This is a genomic window from Novosphingobium sp. LASN5T, from assembly GCF_003856955.1.
Taxonomy (GTDB): domain Bacteria; phylum Pseudomonadota; class Alphaproteobacteria; order Sphingomonadales; family Sphingomonadaceae; genus Novosphingobium.
Window position 1 is genome coordinate 59,152 of record NZ_RQSI01000011.1, and the last position, 16,195, is coordinate 75,346.

The window sequence follows — 16,195 nt, forward strand, 5'->3', positions numbered from 1 at the left end:
GATTGCAACCGTCCGGACGTGCAAAATCGTTGGCGATGGATAGTGCCGCGCTAACCATTTGTTCGGATAGGGCCTCTACCGTCCCGATGCATGGCGATTGGGTATCTGTCACGGGCAACGGCGCTGCGGCGCACGGCGGGCGTGTTGCGCTCCAGTTGGATTGTCGTGGCCACTTTCCTCGCGCTGGTGGCGCTGTCGGTCGCCCTGGTGGCCTCGTTCAGCAACTCGACTCGCATCGCCGACGAACTGGCGCAGAGCGACGAACGCGTCCGAGTCGCGCACTATCTCGACAGCTCGGCCAAACGGATACTCGCGGCGCAGAAGCTGCAGCAGACCTGGGATGACGCCATGCGCCATGCGGTGCTCGGCGACGATCCGGTCTGGACGCGGACCTACCTCGGCTACTTTTTCTGGGGCAGCCAGCGCGCCGATCACGTTTTTCTGGTGCGTGCCGATGGTTCGCTGGTGCGCGGGTGGGAGCGGGGCGAGGATGCGCCCGCCGACCGCTACGCCGGCCTGCAAACGCGTGTTGCCCGCCTGATCGCGCGCACGCGCGGCGAAAGCCGGGACGATGGAGATATCGCGCAGTGGATCACGCTCGAAGACGGCAAGTGGCCGGTCGACCGGCGCGGCTACCCGATGGAGCGCGGGCTTTACGAATTTTCCCGGTACCAGGGGCGGCTGGCGATCATGACCGTCGCCGCGATCATACCCGATTCGCACGTTGACCTGTTGCAGCGCGCTCCCAACTACGTGCTGCTCGTCCGGACCATGGACGAAACCCTGCTGCAGGAACTCAGCCGCGCGGTGCTGCTCGACGATATGCGGGTGAGCGATGGTCCGCCGTCCGCGGACCAGGCGCGCAACGGCACGCCGATCGCCGATCCCAGCGGCCAGACCATCGGCTGGCTCGATTGGGCGGCGCGCCGCCCCGGCGAAGCGATCATCCGGCGGACCGCGCCCTTGCTTTCGGCCTTTATCCTGTTCTTCGTGGGGGTGCTGCTCGGTGGCGTGATGATCGTGCGCCGTCACATGCGCACCACGCGCGAACTGGTGGCGAGCGAAGCGCAAGCCCAGCACAACGCGATGCACGACGCGATGTCGGGCCTGCCCAACCGCGTGCATTACATGCAGCGACTGCGGCAGGAGCTTTCGGCCTGCATCAACGATCAGCGCCTGGGCGACGTGTTCGTCGCCTATCTCGATATCGACAGCTTCAAGGTCGTCAACGATACGCTGGGGCATCACGTCGGCGACGAACTGGTGCGGCAGGTGGCCATGCGCCTGCGCCGGGCCTTGCCGTCCACCGACTTCCTGTCGCGCTTCGGCGGCGACGAATTCGTGCTGATGCGCCGATCGCCCGGCGGACGCGCTACGGCCGACGAGCTGGGCACCCAGATCATGGATCTGATGCGCGAACCCTTCCTGATTTCCGGCAACACGCTGGAAGTCACCTGCTCGTGCGGGATCAGCTGGGGGCCGGAGCAGAGCGAGGATCCGGGCGAACTGCTGCGCCGCGCCGATATCGCGCTCTATCGCGCCAAGCAGCGCGGCCGCGCGCGCTACCGCCGCTTCACTCGCGATATGGACGCCAGCCTGAAACTGCGGCGTGAAATGGAAATGGAACTGCGCCGCGCCATCGCGCGAGAAGAACTGTCGGTGGCGTTCCAGCCTATCATCGGGCTGCCCGATGGCGGCATCCACGGCTTCGAGGCGCTGCTGCGCTGGTATCATCCCGATCGCGGGGAAATCCGGCCGGGCCTGTTCGTGCCCGTGGCGGAACAGGCGGGCCTGATGATCCCGCTGGGCAACTGGGTGCTGCGGCGGGTGTTCAACGAATGCCACGCCTGGCCGTGCGACATCTCGGTCAACCTCTCGCCCTTGCAGATCATGGCCAGCGATTTCCTCGTCACGCTGCGCACCATCCTGGCCGAAACCGGCATGGACCCGCGCCGGGTGGTGCTGGAAGTCACCGAAGGCGTGATGCTGGATCGCAGCGAGCACGTTTTCTCGGTGCTGCGCGAACTCAACGGCATGGGCTTCCGCATCGCGCTTGACGATTTCGGCATCGGCTATTCGAGCCTCAGCTACCTGCGTTCGTTCCAGTTCGACCGGATCAAGATCGACCGGTCGTTCGTGCAGAATGTCGAAGGCGATGTCGACGCCCACTCGATCCTCTGCGCGATCGTCTCGCTCGGCCACACCTTGCGGATGAAGGTCGTGGCCGAAGGCGTCGAAACCGATGTCCAGCGCCAGCTCGTCCAGGCGGCCGGCTGCGAGCTGGTGCAGGGGCACCTGTTCTGGGCCGCGCTCGCGCCGCAGGAGGCGTTCGCGCTATTGACCCGCGACGCCCAGGAGAGCGCTACGCGGCGGCTCGTCGGGTAAGCACCCGCTTTCAGCCCGCTTCCGGCGCGCGCATTACCAGCCGCGTTTCGGTCAGCTCGATCACCGGCACTTCCTAGGGATGGGCGCGCAGGATCGCGCCGATCGCGGCATCGATCCGGTCCTGCGGCGCATCGTGCGGCAGGTGGACGGTCAGGATCACGGTGGATGACACCGCGTTTTCATCGGCGGCGCCGGCCGTGGGACGGGCAGTGGCCGTCGGCGTGAACAGCTCCCAGCCGGGCGCGAGCTCCATGACGCCGCGATAGAGACCGAAATCGCCCAGTGGATTATCGCCCCGCACGATCGCGAGCATGGCCGCCAGCGCCGGGTCGTCCTCCAGCGCTTGGCGATCGCCCGCGAGCAGGCGCGCCAGGACCGGCTCCGCCACGGGGCAGTGGATGCGCAGGGCGCGGGCAGGGCGGAAATCGTACTGGCGGGCCATCGCCCACCGATAGGCGTTATGGCCGGCGCAGGCCAGTGACACGGGGTGGGCGGCGTGCACCCTTCCAGCCTGCCTCGTGGAGTTTCCCACCCCAAACCCCTCCCGCCAGCGGGAGGGGAACGAGGCTTGCGCCGCCGCAGGCGGCGTTAGGCGCAGCGGAGTGGGCTTTCCGCGCTCCGTCTTTGCAAGCGATACAATCGCCAAAGCAAAGGGCGCCCGGACCGAAGTCCGGACGCCCCCTGGTGATCGTGTCCCTTGCGGGCGGCGCGGATCAGGCGCTGTAGTACATGTCGAACTCGACGGCCGACGGCGTGGTTTCCCAGCGCATCACTTCCGGCCACTTCAGTTCGATGTAGGCTTCGATCTGGTCCTTGGTGAACACGCCACCCTGGATCAGGAAGTCGTGGTCGGCGCTCAGCGCGTCCAGCGCTTCGCGCAGCGAACCGCAGACGGTCGGCACGGCGGCGAGTTCTTCCGGCGGCAGATCGTAAAGGTTCTTGTCCATCGCTTCGCCCGGGTGGATCTTGTTCTTGATCCCGTCGAGACCGGCCATGAGCAGCGCGGCGTAGCACAGGTAGGGGTTGGCCATCGCGTCGGGGAAGCGGAATTCCACGCGCTTGGCCTTGTCGCCGGCGCCATAGGGGATGCGGCACGAAGCCGAACGGTTGCGCGCCGAATAGGCGAGCAGCACCGGGGCTTCATAGCCCGGCACTAGGCGCTTGTAGCTGTTGGTGGTCGGGTTGGTGAAGGCGTTCAGCGCCTTGGCGTGCTTGATCACGCCGCCGATGAAGTACAGGCACATGTCCGACAGGCCGGCATAGCCGTTGCCGGCGAACAGGGGCTTGCCCGCGTCCCAGATCGAGATGTGGGTGTGCATGCCCGAACCGTTGTCGGTCTTGATCGGCTTCGGCATGAACGTGGCGGTCTTGCCATAAGCGTGCGCGACCTGCTGCACCACGTACTTGTAGACCTGCATGCGGTCGGCGGTGGTCACGAGCGTGCCGAAGGTCAGGCCCAGTTCGTGCTGCGCCGAGGCCACTTCGTGGTGGTGCTTGTCGCAGGGCAGACCCATCTCGATCATGGTCGAGACCATTTCGCCACGCACATCGACCAGGCTGTCGACCGGGGCGACCGGGAAGTAGCCGCCCTTGGCGCGCGGACGGTGCGCCAGGTTGCCGCCTTCGTAGTCCTTGTTCGAATTGGTCGGCAGTTCGATGTCGTCGATCGAGAAGCCGTTGCCGTTGTAGCCGTCGTAGAACTTCACGTCGTCGAACACGAAGAACTCGGCTTCCGGACCGACATAGACGGTATCGCCGATGCCCGAGGACTTGACGAAGGCTTCGGCGCGCTTAGCGGTCGAACGCGGGTCGCGGGCATAGAGTTCGCCGGTCGAGGGTTCGACGATGTCGCAGACCAGGATCATCATCGGCGTCGCGCTGAACGGATCGATGTAGACCGCGTCGAGATCCGGCTTGAGGATCATGTCGGACTCGTTGATGGCCTTCCAGCCTTCGATCGACGAACCGTCGAACATCAGGCCGTCTTCGAGTTCGTCTTCACCCAGGATGGAAGCAACCATGGTCAGGTGCTGCCACTTGCCCTTGGGATCGGTGAAGCGGAGATCGACCCACTCGATTTCCTCGTCCTTGATACGGGCGAGGATGTCCTTTGCACTTGCCATCGCTGGTCCTTCTTCTTGCCCCCCTCATCGGGGCATTCGGGGTGATAGTCTCTTGAAGGCTGACGGTCCCTGAGCCAGCCTCCCAAGAGGGAGCCCGCCCGCCCGGCTCCGTGGCGCCGGGCAGGCGGACAAGCCTGTCAGAAAACCGCCCTGTCAGAGGGCGGCGTCATCGCGTTCGCCGGTGCGGATGCGCAGCACGCCTTCCACGGGGATCACGAAAATCTTGCCATCGCCGATGCGGCCGGTCTGTGCGGCGGCGGCGATCGCCTCCACCACCCGGTCGACCAGGGCGTCTGCCACCACGACTTCGAGCTTCACTTTCGGCAGAAAGTCCACGACGTATTCGGCGCCGCGATAAAGTTCGGTATGGCCCTTCTGGCGCCCGAAACCCTTGGCTTCCGTGACTGTAATACCCGAAACGCCGATTTCGTGCAGCGCTTCCTTCACTTCATCGAGCTTGAAGGGCTTGATGATCGCCTCGACCTTTTTCACGTCGTTCAGACCCCTGCAACACGGGCCAAACTCCAAGCGACACGATCTGCGACCTTGTTCGCGCCAGAGTCCGGCGGTTGTCCCTGTGACACGGTACTAACAAGAATCGTGCCACGCGCTGTTTGATTGCACTAGGCCATCGCCGCAGGGCGGGAAAGCGGGAAAATCGGGGGGTGGCGAAAGAATTGAATCGACAGCCCGCGGGCAACATTTTGCAAGTTGCGCGCGGTTGATCGAAAGATGCATAAAATTTGCGCAGCCCTGCTCAAAAAGCAGGCAGGCAGACCGCCCGAAGCGACCTTCAGGCCGAATAGGGCGGTCGGTGAAGTCCCTTCGGGCTGGCCGTGAAAATCTCGCAGCCATCCTCGGTGATGCCGATGGAATGTTCGAACTGCGCCGAAAGCGAACGGTCGCGCGTCACCGCCGTCCAGCCGTCGTCGAGAATCTTCACGGCGGGCTTGCCCAGGTTGATCATCGGCTCGATCGTGAAGAACATGCCCGGGCGCAGTTCGGGGCCGGTGCCGGGGCGGCCGACATGGACCACTTCCGGCGCGTCGTGGAACAGGCGGCCCAGCCCGTGCCCGCAGAAGTCGCGCACCACGCCATAGCGCTGCCGTTCGGCATGGGCCTGGATCGCCGCGCCGATATCGCCCAGCCGCGCGCCGGGCCTGGCGTGTTCGATGCCGATCATCAGGCATTCGTAAGTCACGTCCACCAGCCGCCGCGCCTTCAGCGGCACGTCGCCGACCAGGTACATGCGGCTGGAATCGCCATGCCAGCCGTCCAGCAGCGGGGTCACGTCGATATTGACGATATCGCCGTCCTTCAGCGTCTTGTCCGAAGGGATGCCGTGGCACACGACATGGTTGATCGAGATGCAGCACGAATGCGCATAACCGCGATAGCCCATCGTGGCGGGCACGGCGCCGGCGTCCAGCGTCATCTGCCGCACCACGTCGTCCAGCGCAGCCGTGGTCACGCCCGGCTGCACCAGTGGGGCCAGCGCGTCGAGGATTTCGGCGGCAAGGCGGCCGGCCTTGCGCATGCCCTCGAACCCGGCCGGGCCATGAAGCTTGATGGTCCCGTCGCGCGGGAGGACTTCGGTATCGTCTGCGATCACATACTGGGTCATGTCGGCTATATAGCGCGTGTCCCGCGAAAATGCGAGATCATCGCGTTCTGAATGCGGCCCGGTATTCCGGCTTCACCGCGGCAAGCACCGCGCTCGTCACCGGGACGGTCACTTCATACGAGCCTTCGGCATAGGGGCCGGCATCGTATGGCGCCACCAGCACGCCGATGCGGTCGAAGCCCTGCTTGCCGGCCGACCCCAGGATCACCGTCTCGCCCACCGGATCGATGCAGGCGTCGAATTCGGAATCGCTGTTCGCGGGCACCGGTTCGCCGCGCTTCTTCGCGCGCTGGCGGTTGAGTTCGGCGCAGAACGGCTGACGGATCGCCTGCGACAGAGCGGCTTTCGAGGTGAACAGGTCTGCCACGCCACGGCGCTGACCGGCGGCCTTGTCCCACAAAACCGTGTCATAGACGTAGTTCGGGTGTGCGCCGCCCGAATAGCTGCCCACGATCGTCGACAGGCTCAGCCAGCCGGGCAGGTCGGTTACGACCTTCCAGTCGAGCGAAAGCGAATGGGCGTGGAAGGGATAGTCGTTCGCCTTGGCTTGCTTGCGGTCGTCGCTGGCTTCGTTGACCAGGCCCTGCTTCTTCTCGATCAGGTCCTTGTCGAGCTGGTCGCGCAGCGCCGGGATCGCGCCGGCCGCTGCCGGATAGGCATAGTCGAACTCGTAGAGATCGTTGTTTTCGGAAACCTTGCGCGCCACGGCCGGCATGGGCTGGGGCGGGGCGGGCGGCGTCGGGGGAGCGGTCAGCGTGTGCGACGAGGATGCCGCCGCACCCGGTTGCGTGGCGGGTGCCGGTTTGCTGCACGCGCCCGTCGCCAGCATCGCGCCGAACAGGACGGGGGCGATGGACAGGGTCGTGATCGAAACGGCAACCGGGTGCTTCATCGCAATTTCCTCTCGCGCTTGCCGCACGGCTGCGGCAAGGTCCGCCGCAACATGAACGACCGCACGCCCTTGAACCAGCCCACATTGATCCAACCTGACCGGGGACAGGCCGCCACCGCGCTCCACCTGGTCGACAAGGCGTCCTTCGCCGCATGGCAGAAGGCGCGCTCCCCCGGCCACCGCGCGATCCTGGCCGCGCAGAAGTTCGAAGGCACGGCCGGCGAAGTCGCGATCCTGCCCGATGGCGATGGCTGGTTCGCGGCCGGCGGCGTTGCCGATGGCACGGCGCTCACCAGCTGGTGCCTGGCGAAGCTCGCCGAAACCCTGCCCGGCGGCACGTACCGGCTGGCGAACGGAGAGGCTGGCAAGGCGCTGCACGGCTGGGTGGCCGGTCAGTACCGTTTCGACCGCTACCGCAAGGATGCCAGTGGCGGCGAACCGCGCGTGCTGCTGATCAAGGATGCCAAGGCGATCGATCCGGCGCTGGCCGAGGCGGCGGCGGTCACCATCGTGCGCGATCTGGTCAACACGCCCGCCGAAGACATGGGGCCGGCGCAGCTCGAAGCCGAGGCGCGGGCGCTCGCCAAGGCGCATCACGCGCAGATCCACGTCTTCGCCGGGGATGTGCTGGAGCGCGACTACCCGATGGTCCATGCCGTCGGCCGCGCCGCCGCGCGCAGCCATGCCCCGCGCCTGATCGAGCTGGTCTGGGGCGATCCGAAGCACCCGCGCGTTGCCGTGGTGGGCAAGGGCGTGTGCTTCGATTCGGGCGGGCTGGACATCAAGCCGTCCTCGGGCATGGCGCTGATGAAGAAGGACATGGGCGGTGCCGCGCACGCGCTGGCGCTGGCCGGCCTGATCATGCAAGCCGGTCTCAGGATAAACCTGCATCTGCTTGTTCCAGCGGTGGAAAACGCGATTTCCGGCAACGCCTTCCGGCCCGGCGACATTCTGCGCACGCGGCAGGGGATGAGCGTGGAGATCACCAACACCGATGCGGAAGGGCGGCTGGTGCTGGGCGACGCGCTCGCGCGCGCCAGCGAGGACAAGCCTGAACTCGTGATCGATTTCGCCACGCTGACCGGCGCGGCCCGCGTCGCGCTGGGGCCGGACTTGCCCGCGATGTTCGCGCGGCAGGACGGCACGGCCGAGGCCCTGCTGCGCGCCGGGCTGGAGCGCGACGATCCGTGCTGGCGCCTGCCGCTGCACGATGGCTATCGCGAATACCTGAAGTCCGACGTGGCCGACATCATGAACAGCCACGCCAATGGTTTCGCCGGATCGAGCGTCGCCGCGCTGTTCCTCGATCGCTTCGTGGGCGAGGGGATCGACTGGGTGCATTTCGATACTTTCGCGTGGCGTCCGGCGGCCAAGCCGGGGCGGCCCAAGGGGGGCGAGGCGCTGGGCCTGCGTGCGGCCTGGGGGCTGCTGCTCGACCGCTATGGCCAGCCGGCGTAGCGCGTCCGACGGACCGGAGCGGAAGGGCCAGCCCTTGAATGAGGGGGCCGGGCCGTATAAGCGCGCGCTTTTCCGCTTCCGGGGACATGCCGAATTGACCATCGAGTCCGCCTTGATCGACCAGTCCGCCCTTTCGGGCGATGCCGTGCCCGCCGAACAGCTCGCGCTGTCAGGCCCGGTGCCGCGCCTGGAAGCGGACCATATCCCGGTGCGAGGCGATCTGGCGCACATCCGTCTGGCGGGTAAAGTCTTCGTGCCGCACTATTCGGTGCCGCTGCCGCGCGTGATCGCGGCGGGCGGAACCGAGCTGCGCCGCGCCGGGCGTGACGATGCCGATGTGATGGCGCCGCTGGATGCGGGCACCGTGTTCAACGTGCTCGACATGGCGGGCAACTGGGCCTGGGGGCAGGTCGGCGTGGACGGGCTGGTCGGCTACGTTCCGCTGGCCGCGCTGGCGGAGCCGGGCGCGTGACCACCTCCGTCTTCATCGATGGCGCCGCGGGCACGACCGGCCTCGAGATCGCCGATCGGTTGGCCGACCGGCCCGAATTCACCCTGATCGCGCTGGATGAGGCGCGTCGCAAGGACGATGCCGCGCGGGCCGAGGCGATCAACGCTGCCGATGTCGTGATCCTGTGCTTGCCCGATGATGCGGCGAAGGCGGCCGTGGCGATGATCGCCAACGACCGCACCCGCGTGATCGATGCCTCCACCGCGCACCGCGTGGCGGAAGGGTGGACCTATGGGCTGCCCGAGATCGTCGGGCGCGAAGCGGTCGCCAATGCCAAGCGCATTTCCAATCCGGGCTGCTACCCCACCGGCTTCATCGCGCTGGTCGCGCCGCTGGTGCGCGCGGGCCTGCTGCCTACGGCGTGGCCTTATAGCTGCAACGCTGTGTCCGGCTATTCGGGCGGCGGCAAGGCGCTGATCGCCCGCTTCGAACAGGACCGCGACATCGCCTGGCGTGGCTATGGCCTGGCGTTCGGGCACAAGCACGTTCCGGAAATGCAGCAATACGCGCACCTCGCCATCGCGCCGCTGTTCAGCCCGGCGGTGGTACCGGCGCATCGCGGCATGATCGTGGAAGTGCCGCTGCCGCTGTCGATCATTCCCGGCAACCCCGCGCCCGATCTGCTGCGCGCGGCGCTGACGCAGTTCTACGCCGGCTCGCCCATCATCACGGTGGCGCAGGAGCCGCCGGCGGACGGCGAACTGCTGCTGCGCGGATCGATGGAGCCGTGGGACGGGCTGGAACTGCACGTCATCGCCAGCGCCGACGGTGCGCAGGCGCGGCTGGTGGCGCGACTCGACAATCTTGGCAAGGGCGCCAGCGGCGCGGCGGTGCAAAGCCTCAACCTGATCGCCGGCCTCGAAGAGACGGCGGGTCTGCGCCTGTAGGGGCATCCGCCTGCCCGTCATCCCACTCCCCCGGCATCCCAGCGAAAGCTGGAATCTCAGGCGGCCGGGCCGAACCTATCAGGGGTTTCCATCAACGGCCCGAGATCCCGGCCTGCGCCGGGATGACGGACCTCGGGATGACGGTTGGTACTCAGTCTTCCGGCGCGATGGTGATCTTCAGGCCTTCCAGTTCGCCGGTGATCTGGATCTGGCAGGACAGGCGCGACTGGTCGTTGCGGTGGTCCGAGCTGTCGAGCAGGTCGTTCTCGTCTTCGCTCATCGGCGCGATCTTGCCGGCGAAGGCAGGGTCGACATAGACGTGGCAGGTCGCGCACGAGCAGCAGCCGCCGCACAGCGCCAGCAGTTCGTCGAAACCGTTGTCGCGGATCGCTTCCATCACCGAAAGGCCGGCGTCGGCGTCCACGGTCTTTTCTTCACCAGCACGATTGACAACGACAATCTTGGGCATCGCTTGCGTCTCCGTTCAGGGACGGAATCCGCCCCCCTGTTCCCGTTTGGAAGCGGCTGCTAATGAGTGCCCCCGGCTTTGGCAAGCCGGTCTGCGCGAAAGGATGGAACGCCCGTGGGTTTGACTGCCGATGCCATTGCCACCGGGCTCGATCACATCGCCGCGCGTTCGCCCCGGATTGCGACCGCGCTTGGCCGCGTCGGCTATCCGGAACCGCGCATCCGCGCCACCGGCTACCGCACCTTGCTGCGCACCATCGTCGGCCAGCAGGTCAGCGTTTCGGCGGCGGCGTCGGTCTGGGCCAAGCTGGAGGCGCTGCTGGGCGACGACATGCCGCCGCACGATCTGCTCGCCGCCGATTTCGACGCGCTGCGCGCCTGCGGCCTGTCGCGCCAGAAGCAGGGCTATGCCCGGTCGCTGTGCGAACTGGTTGTGTCCGGCGCGCTCGATCTCGAAAACCTGCCGGCGGATGACGAGGAGGCGATCGCCGAACTCGTGCGGATCAAGGGCATCGGCCGCTGGTCCGCCGAAATCTACCTGCTGTTCGCGGAAGGGCGGCCCGACATCTGGCCGGCAGGCGATCTGGCGGTGCAGGTCGGCCTCGGCAAGCTGCTGGGGCTGGAGGAGCGGCCCGACGAAAAAAGCACCCGCGCCCTGGCCGAGGACTGGCGCCCCCATCGCGGCGCGGCGGCGATCTTCACATGGCACTGCTACAACAACCCCGCGCTCTGACCGCTCGCATCTTGTAAGTTCGCCGCCGCTGTAGGATGAGTTGCGCATAACAACGCAATTTGAACGGCCAATTACGGAGGGGCTTGGGCATTCATGGCACGCAAGGCAATCTTCATCACCGGCGGCGCATCGGGCATCGGCCGCGCCGTGGCGCAGCGGTTCGGGCGCGAAGGCTGGTTCGTGGGTATCGCCGATATCAACGAGGCGGGCATGGCGGAAACCGCCGCGCTCCTGCCGGCGGGTGCCAGTTCGATCCACAAGCTCGACGTGCGCGATCGCGCTGCATGGGATGCGGCGCTGGCCGATTTCGCGCGCGCCGCCGGGGGCGGTATCGACGTGGTGTTCAACAATGCCGGCATCCCCATCGGCGGGCAGCTCGCCGACCTGGGCGTGGACGAGGTCGAGCGCACGCTCGACATCAACCTTAAGGGCGTGATCTTCGGGGCGCAGGCCGCCTATCCCTGGCTCAAGCGGAGCGCGCCGGGAAGCTGCCTGCTCAACACTGCCAGCGCGGCCGGCATCTATGGCACGCCCGGCGCCTCGGTCTATACCGCCACCAAGTTCGGGGTGCGCGGGCTAACCGAATCGCTCGATGCCGAATGGGCGCCCGACGGCATCGAGGTCCGCGATCTGATGCCCGGCTTCATCGATACGCCATTGCTCGATCACGCACCGAACCGGGCCTCGAACGAGGATATTCGCGGCCGTGTCAAGGAAGCCGGGCTGGAAATCACGCCGGTTTCGCAAGTGGCGGACGCGGCATGGGCGGCCATCCACGGCCAGACGCTGCACACGCTGGTCGGCGCTACCGCGCGCAAGCTGGCCTTCGGGGCGCGCTGGCTGCCCGGCCGCGTGCGCAAGCAGGGCAGGGCCAGCCTGCGCCCGCTGGGGGGCTGATCCCGGAGCGATGAGGTGATCCGACGCGCTTCGTCATTGCGAGCGTAGCGAAGCAATCCAGAGTCCAGCGCGCGACTCTGGATTGCCGCGGGGCTTCGCCCCTCGCAATGACGATTTAGGCGAACCCCTCGATCACCGTCGCCAGCGCCACATCGCGCGTGCTCAGGCCACCGGCGTCGTGCGTGGTCAGCGTGATGTCCACGCGGTTGTACACGTTGAACCATTCGGGGTGGTGATCCGCCTTTTCGGCATGGATCGCCACGCGCGCCATGAAGCCGAAGGCCTCGGCGAAATCGGCGAAGCGGAAGGTCTTGACGATGGCGAGGCCGTCCTCCCGCAGCGCCCAGCCGGGCAGGCGGGCCAGGGCTTCGTCGCGTTCGGCGTCGGTCAGGCGGGCAATCGACATCTGGCTCTCCTTGGCAGTTGCCGCGCTTTCCCCTATCGAGCCGGTCCATGCAAGCCTGCCATCTCGCTGCCCGTGACATCGCCTGCCGGCGCGGCGACCGGTTGCTGTTCAAGGGGCTGTCGTTCGCGTTGCAGGGGGGCGAGGCGCTGCACCTTGCCGGGCCGAACGGTATCGGCAAGTCCAGCCTGATCCGCATTCTCGCCGGCCTGCTCCGGCCCTTTGCCGGCACGGTGGAGCGCGAGGGTGCGCTGGCGCTGTCGGACGAACGGCTCGCGCTGGACGGGCACCAGCCGTTGGGCGCGGCGCTGGCGTTCTGGCGACGGGTCGACGGCAGCGGGGACGAGGGCGCGGATTTCGGCCTCGAAGACCTGCTCGACGTGCCGGTGCGCTACTTGTCCACCGGTCAGCGCAAGCGCGCCGCGCTGGCCCGCGTGGCCGCCAGCCATGCCGCGATCTGGCTGCTCGACGAACCGCTCAACGGGCTGGACACGCAATGGGCCGCCGTGGCGCAGGAGCGCATCGCCGCGCATCTTGCGGGCGGCGGCGCGGTGGTGATCGCTTCGCACCAGCCGCTCGCGCTCGCCGGGGTGCGACAGCTGGCGCTGCGGGATTACGTCGCATGATCGCGCGTCTCTGGCCGATCTTCACGCGCGATCTGGCGCTGCTGCTGCGCGGCGCGCAGGGGCGGGGCGGGGCGGTGCTGCCGCTGCTGTTCTTCCTCGCGGTCGCCATGCTGTTTCCCTTCGCGGTGGGGCCGGACGCGCGGCTGCTCGGCCGCACCGGCGCGGGCGTGATCTGGGTGGCGGCGTTGCTCGCCGCGATCCTCCCGCTCGACCGGCTGGTGGAACCGGACCTCGAGGCGGGTTTCTTTGATCAATGGGCCTTGCGCGGCATTGCTGAAGAGGCGCTGCTGCTGGTGCGGATCATCGCCCACTGGATCAGCTTCGGGGTGCCGCTGCTGCTCGCCGCGCCGCTTTCCGCCGGGCTGCTTTCGCTCGATGCCGGGCAGTTGCGCGTGGTCGAACTGGGGCTGCTGCTGGGCACGCCGGGGTTGGCCGCGATCGGCGTGACCATCGCCGCGCTTACCGCCGGCCTGCGCGCGGGTGCGGCGCTGGGGGGGCTGCTGGCGATCCCGCTGGCGGTGCCGCTGCTGATCTTCGGCGCGGGCTCGCTCCAGCCCGGCGGCGAGGGTGGCCTGCTGCTGCTCGCCGCGACAAGCCTGGCCGCGCTGGCCATCGCGCCCTTCGCCGGGGGCGCGGCCATCCGCGCCGGCCGGGAATAAAGCGGTCCGGAACGATCGGAGGAAAGCGGGATTTGTCGCGGACCAAGCCGCAAACGGATTGCGGAACGCACACGGGCCGCCTAACTCCTTGACCATGACCGTACCCGTCCTTCTTCCCGACACGCTTTCGCTCATCGGCAACACTCCGCTCGTCCGGCTCAAGGGGCCAAGCGAGGAAGCGGGGTGCGACATCTTCGGCAAGTGCGAATTCGCCAACCCCGGCGCGTCGGTGAAGGACCGGGCCGCGCTGTGGATCGTGCGCGATGCCGAGGAGAAGGGCCTGCTCCAGCCCGGCGGCACGATCGTTGAAGGCACGGCGGGCAACACCGGCATCGGCCTCGCGCTCGTCGCCAACGCGCTCGGCTACAAGACCGTGATCGTCATGCCCGAAACGCAATCGCGCGAGAAGATGGACACGCTGCGCGCGCTGCGCGCCGAACTCGTGCTCGTTCCCGCCGCGCCGTTTTCCAATCCCGGCCACTTCGTCCACACCTCGCGCCGCATCGCCGAGGAGACCGAAGGCGCGATCTGGGCAAACCAGTTCGACAACATCGCCAACCGCCGCGCGCACATCGAAAGCACCGCGCCCGAAATCTGGGAGCAGATGGAGCACCGCATCGACGGCTTTACCTGCGCGGCGGGCACCGGCGGCACCATCGCCGGCACCAGTCTGGGCCTCAAGGCGTTCGATGAGGACATCACGATCGCGCTCACCGATCCGCACGGCGCGGCGCTTTACAACTACTACGCCTGCGGCGAGTTGAAGGCCGAAGGGGCGTCGGTGGCCGAAGGGATCGGGCAGGGGCGCATCACCGCCAACCTCGAAGGCGCGCCGATCGATACCCAGTTCCGCATCTCGGACGAGGAAGGCCTGCTGTGGGTCAGCCGCTTGCTGGCCGAGGAAGGGCTGTGCCTCGGCCTGTCGAGCGGGATCAACGTGGCCGGCGCAGTGGCGCTGGGGCGCAAGCTGGTGGCGGAAGGGCGGCCGCACCCGCGCGTGGCCACGATCCTGTGCGATACCGGCTTCCGCTACCTGTCCTCGCTCTACAACCCGGAATGGCTGAAGGCGAAGAATCTGCCGGTATTTCCATGGCTGCAACAATAGGATAATCTGCCCGGGATGGCTCTGTTCGGCTTCCCTTCGCGTCGATCCGGCCGCGCCGCGCAATCCGTGCCGGGCGCGGGCCATGGCGCGGCGCAGGCGGGCGGCATGGCGAAGGCGCCCATTCACCACGTTCCGCCCACTCCGCGCGAGCTGCGCGCGCAAGTGGTCCACCGGCTCCAGATCGGGCTGTTCGGGCTGGCGGCGATGCTGCTGCTCGTAGGCCTGGCCAACGTCATTCTCGATCGCGCCTACATGGCCGATGCTTCGGCCGTGGCCGATCCCGACGCGTCCGCATCGGCCAGCACCACGCCGGCGAACGATCCGCTGGTCGACATGGGTGTGACGCCGGAACTGCCCGCGGCCAACCGTCCGTCCGACAAGACGGCGCCCGCCGCCGCGCCCCAGCACTGATTTCCGTCGCGCGCATGGCTGTATCGCGCCGGTGGCGCTTCGGCGCGGCGCTGCTGGTCTGCGCGCTGGTGGTGGGCGCGGCTGTGGCGTGGAAATCCAGCAGCTCGCGCGCGGTCTCCGCGCAGGAGCGTCCACGCCTGATGCTGTTCACCAGCCTGCCGATCCTGTGGAACGAAACGCCGGACCTGGCTGCCATGCTGCGCGCCGATGCGCCGCCGCACTGGGCGCGCCGCGCGCTGGAGGCGCGCTACACGCTCGTCGCGCGCGATACGCTGCTGGCCCCGCCGCTGGACGCGCGCTTCCTGCTGCTGGCGCAACCCCGTCCGCTCGCGCCGCAGGAGAATGTCGCGCTGGATGACTGGGTGCGGGCGGGGGGGCGTCTGCTGCTGTTCGCCGATCCGATGCTCACGGCGGACAGCACCTATGCGCTGGGCGACCGCCGCCGCCCGCAGGACATCGTGCTGCTTTCGCCCATCCTCGCGCGCTGGGGCCTGGAATTGCGCTTCGACGAGGATCAGCCGGCGGGCGAGCATGACGCGGCGCGGGAAAACGCGGGCGCTGCGCTTCCCGTCAATCTGCCCGGGCAGTTCGCGCCGCGCCCGGGCGGTCATGACGCGCGATGCGCGATCGTGCGCGAAGGGCTGATCGCGCGCTGCCGGATCGGGCGGGGCCGCGCGCTCATCGTGGCCGATGCCGCGCTGTTCGAACCCTCCGACGCCGACGGAAAGCGCGCGGCGGCGCTGGATTCGTTGCTGGAAGCCGCGTTCGCGGGCTGAGCCGGCGACTCCACGGGAAAATACGGGAAAGGCGGAGGGGCTTAGGTGCGGAGTCGCACGAGTCCCGCATTTTTCGGGCGTTTCCAGATAGAAACAAATCAAGTACAACGTGCAACATTGCGATGAAGCGTGTGGAAAAAGTGCTTGGGATTCAGGTTCTGGACGTAATTTCCCGCATTTTCCCCTTTCCGCCCGTGATGTCCCCGGTTAATGATGGTCCATCGGGATGAACTCCAG

18 protein-coding genes are annotated in these 16,195 nt (G+C 67.5%); 11 read left to right on the forward strand and 7 right to left on the reverse strand.

The annotated features are described in order from the left end of the window. Positions 1–165 precede the first annotated feature (165 nt). Entirely contained in the window at positions 166–2,385 is a 2,220-nt protein-coding gene (locus tag EH199_RS09415; protein WP_223806582.1) for a bifunctional diguanylate cyclase/phosphodiesterase, read from the forward strand. Between the two features lie 73 nt (positions 2,386–2,458). Here EH199_RS09415 and EH199_RS09420 read toward each other — a convergent pair whose 3' ends face one another. The 5 genes from EH199_RS09420 to EH199_RS09440 form a co-directional block, all read right to left on the reverse strand. Then, positions 2,459–2,887 carry a hypothetical protein gene (locus EH199_RS09420; RefSeq protein WP_223806583.1) on the reverse strand — a complete coding sequence of 143 codons (429 nt, stop codon included), beginning with the start codon at positions 2,885–2,887 and terminating at the stop codon, positions 2,459–2,461. Positions 2,888–3,098: 211 nt separating this feature from the next. After that, entirely contained in the window at positions 3,099–4,508 is a 1,410-nt protein-coding gene (glnA, locus tag EH199_RS09425) for a type I glutamate--ammonia ligase (protein ID WP_124809002.1), read from the reverse strand. Between the two features lie 153 nt (positions 4,509–4,661). After that, a complete protein-coding gene (locus tag EH199_RS09430) occupies positions 4,662–5,000 on the reverse strand; it encodes a P-II family nitrogen regulator (RefSeq protein WP_124809003.1) in 339 nt (112 codons plus the stop codon). 301 nt (positions 5,001–5,301) lie between these two features. After that, on the reverse strand, positions 5,302–6,132 hold the full coding sequence (gene map, locus EH199_RS09435) for a type I methionyl aminopeptidase (protein WP_124809004.1): 831 nt from the start codon (positions 6,130–6,132) through the stop codon (positions 5,302–5,304). 37 nt (positions 6,133–6,169) lie between these two features. Further along, positions 6,170–7,024: a DUF4163 domain-containing protein gene (locus tag EH199_RS09440; protein ID WP_223806584.1), complete on the reverse strand. Its 855-nt coding sequence runs from the start codon at positions 7,022–7,024 to the stop codon at positions 6,170–6,172. Between the two features lie 51 nt (positions 7,025–7,075). Here EH199_RS09440 and EH199_RS09445 point away from each other — a divergent pair, with 51 nt between their 5' ends. From EH199_RS09445 to argC, 3 genes are all read left to right on the forward strand, one after another. Then, complete coding sequence (locus tag EH199_RS09445) at positions 7,076–8,482, forward strand: M17 family metallopeptidase (RefSeq protein ID WP_124809073.1); 1,407 nt, start codon at positions 7,076–7,078, stop codon at positions 8,480–8,482. A 94-nt stretch (positions 8,483–8,576) separates the two neighbouring features. Next, positions 8,577–8,954: an SH3 domain-containing protein gene (locus EH199_RS09450; protein WP_349676466.1), complete on the forward strand. Its 378-nt coding sequence runs from the start codon at positions 8,577–8,579 to the stop codon at positions 8,952–8,954. Continuing rightward, entirely contained in the window at positions 8,951–9,880 is a 930-nt protein-coding gene (argC, locus tag EH199_RS09455; RefSeq protein WP_124809005.1) for an N-acetyl-gamma-glutamyl-phosphate reductase, read from the forward strand. The genes EH199_RS09450 and argC overlap by 4 nt, the downstream gene beginning before the upstream one ends. A gap of 151 nt (positions 9,881–10,031) precedes the next feature. Here the strand turns inward: argC and EH199_RS09460 are convergent, their stop codons facing one another. Then, positions 10,032–10,349 (reverse strand): 2Fe-2S iron-sulfur cluster-binding protein, encoded by a 318-nt coding sequence (locus EH199_RS09460; RefSeq protein ID WP_124809006.1) that lies wholly within the window; start codon positions 10,347–10,349, stop codon positions 10,032–10,034. 114 nt (positions 10,350–10,463) lie between these two features. Here EH199_RS09460 and EH199_RS09465 point away from each other — a divergent pair, with 114 nt between their 5' ends. Next, complete coding sequence (locus EH199_RS09465; RefSeq protein ID WP_124809007.1) at positions 10,464–11,081, forward strand: DNA-3-methyladenine glycosylase; 618 nt, start codon at positions 10,464–10,466, stop codon at positions 11,079–11,081. 93 nt (positions 11,082–11,174) lie between these two features. After that, positions 11,175–11,978 carry an SDR family oxidoreductase gene (locus EH199_RS09470; protein WP_124809008.1) on the forward strand — a complete coding sequence of 268 codons (804 nt, stop codon included), beginning with the start codon at positions 11,175–11,177 and terminating at the stop codon, positions 11,976–11,978. Positions 11,979–12,093: 115 nt separating this feature from the next. Here the strand turns inward: EH199_RS09470 and EH199_RS09475 are convergent, their stop codons facing one another. Continuing rightward, positions 12,094–12,420, reverse strand: coding sequence for a 4a-hydroxytetrahydrobiopterin dehydratase (locus tag EH199_RS09475; protein WP_223806590.1), 327 nt, complete (start codon positions 12,418–12,420; stop codon positions 12,094–12,096). Between the two features lie 11 nt (positions 12,421–12,431). Here EH199_RS09475 and ccmA point away from each other — a divergent pair, with 11 nt between their 5' ends. The 5 genes from ccmA to EH199_RS09500 all read left to right on the forward strand — a co-directional run bounded on the left by ccmA (position 12,432) and on the right by EH199_RS09500 (position 15,958). Further along, positions 12,432–13,007 (forward strand): heme ABC exporter ATP-binding protein CcmA, encoded by a 576-nt coding sequence (gene ccmA / locus EH199_RS09480; RefSeq protein ID WP_124809010.1) that lies wholly within the window; start codon positions 12,432–12,434, stop codon positions 13,005–13,007. Beyond that, a complete protein-coding gene (gene ccmB / locus EH199_RS09485; RefSeq protein WP_124809011.1) occupies positions 13,004–13,666 on the forward strand; it encodes a heme exporter protein CcmB in 663 nt (220 codons plus the stop codon). Before ccmA ends, ccmB begins: the two co-directional genes overlap by 4 nt. 94 nt (positions 13,667–13,760) lie before the next feature. Beyond that, the gene (locus EH199_RS09490) at positions 13,761–14,771 is read left to right on the forward strand and encodes a cysteine synthase A (RefSeq protein WP_124809012.1); all 1,011 of its coding nucleotides are present in this window, start codon (positions 13,761–13,763) and stop codon (positions 14,769–14,771) included. Positions 14,772–14,786: 15 nt separating this feature from the next. Continuing rightward, positions 14,787–15,182 (forward strand): hypothetical protein, encoded by a 396-nt coding sequence (locus EH199_RS09495; RefSeq protein ID WP_124809013.1) that lies wholly within the window; start codon positions 14,787–14,789, stop codon positions 15,180–15,182. A 14-nt stretch (positions 15,183–15,196) separates the two neighbouring features. Continuing rightward, a complete protein-coding gene (locus EH199_RS09500; RefSeq protein WP_124809014.1) occupies positions 15,197–15,958 on the forward strand; it encodes an ABC transporter in 762 nt (253 codons plus the stop codon). Positions 15,959–16,195 lie beyond the last annotated feature (237 nt).

Excerpts from the sequence above, each read along its gene's own strand:
- glnA (WP_124809002.1), bottom strand. The coding sequence starts at position 4,508 with ATGGCAAGTGCAAAGGACATCCTCGCCCGTATCAAGGACGAGGAAATC.
- map (WP_124809004.1), bottom strand. The coding sequence starts at position 6,132 with ATGACCCAGTATGTGATCGCAGACGATACCGAAGTCCTCCCGCGCGAC.
- EH199_RS09440 (WP_223806584.1), bottom strand. The coding sequence starts at position 7,024 with ATGAAGCACCCGGTTGCCGTTTCGATCACGACCCTGTCCATCGCCCCC.
- EH199_RS09445 (WP_124809073.1), top strand. The coding sequence starts at position 7,076 with ATGAACGACCGCACGCCCTTGAACCAGCCCACATTGATCCAACCTGAC.
- EH199_RS09460 (WP_124809006.1), bottom strand. The coding sequence starts at position 10,349 with ATGCCCAAGATTGTCGTTGTCAATCGTGCTGGTGAAGAAAAGACCGTG.
- EH199_RS09470 (WP_124809008.1), top strand. The coding sequence starts at position 11,175 with ATGGCACGCAAGGCAATCTTCATCACCGGCGGCGCATCGGGCATCGGC.
- ccmA (WP_124809010.1), top strand. The coding sequence starts at position 12,432 with ATGCAAGCCTGCCATCTCGCTGCCCGTGACATCGCCTGCCGGCGCGGC.
- ccmB (WP_124809011.1), top strand. The coding sequence starts at position 13,004 with ATGATCGCGCGTCTCTGGCCGATCTTCACGCGCGATCTGGCGCTGCTG.
- EH199_RS09490 (WP_124809012.1), top strand. The coding sequence starts at position 13,761 with ATGACCGTACCCGTCCTTCTTCCCGACACGCTTTCGCTCATCGGCAAC.
- EH199_RS09495 (WP_124809013.1), top strand. The coding sequence starts at position 14,787 with ATGGCTCTGTTCGGCTTCCCTTCGCGTCGATCCGGCCGCGCCGCGCAA.
- EH199_RS09500 (WP_124809014.1), top strand. The coding sequence starts at position 15,197 with ATGGCTGTATCGCGCCGGTGGCGCTTCGGCGCGGCGCTGCTGGTCTGC.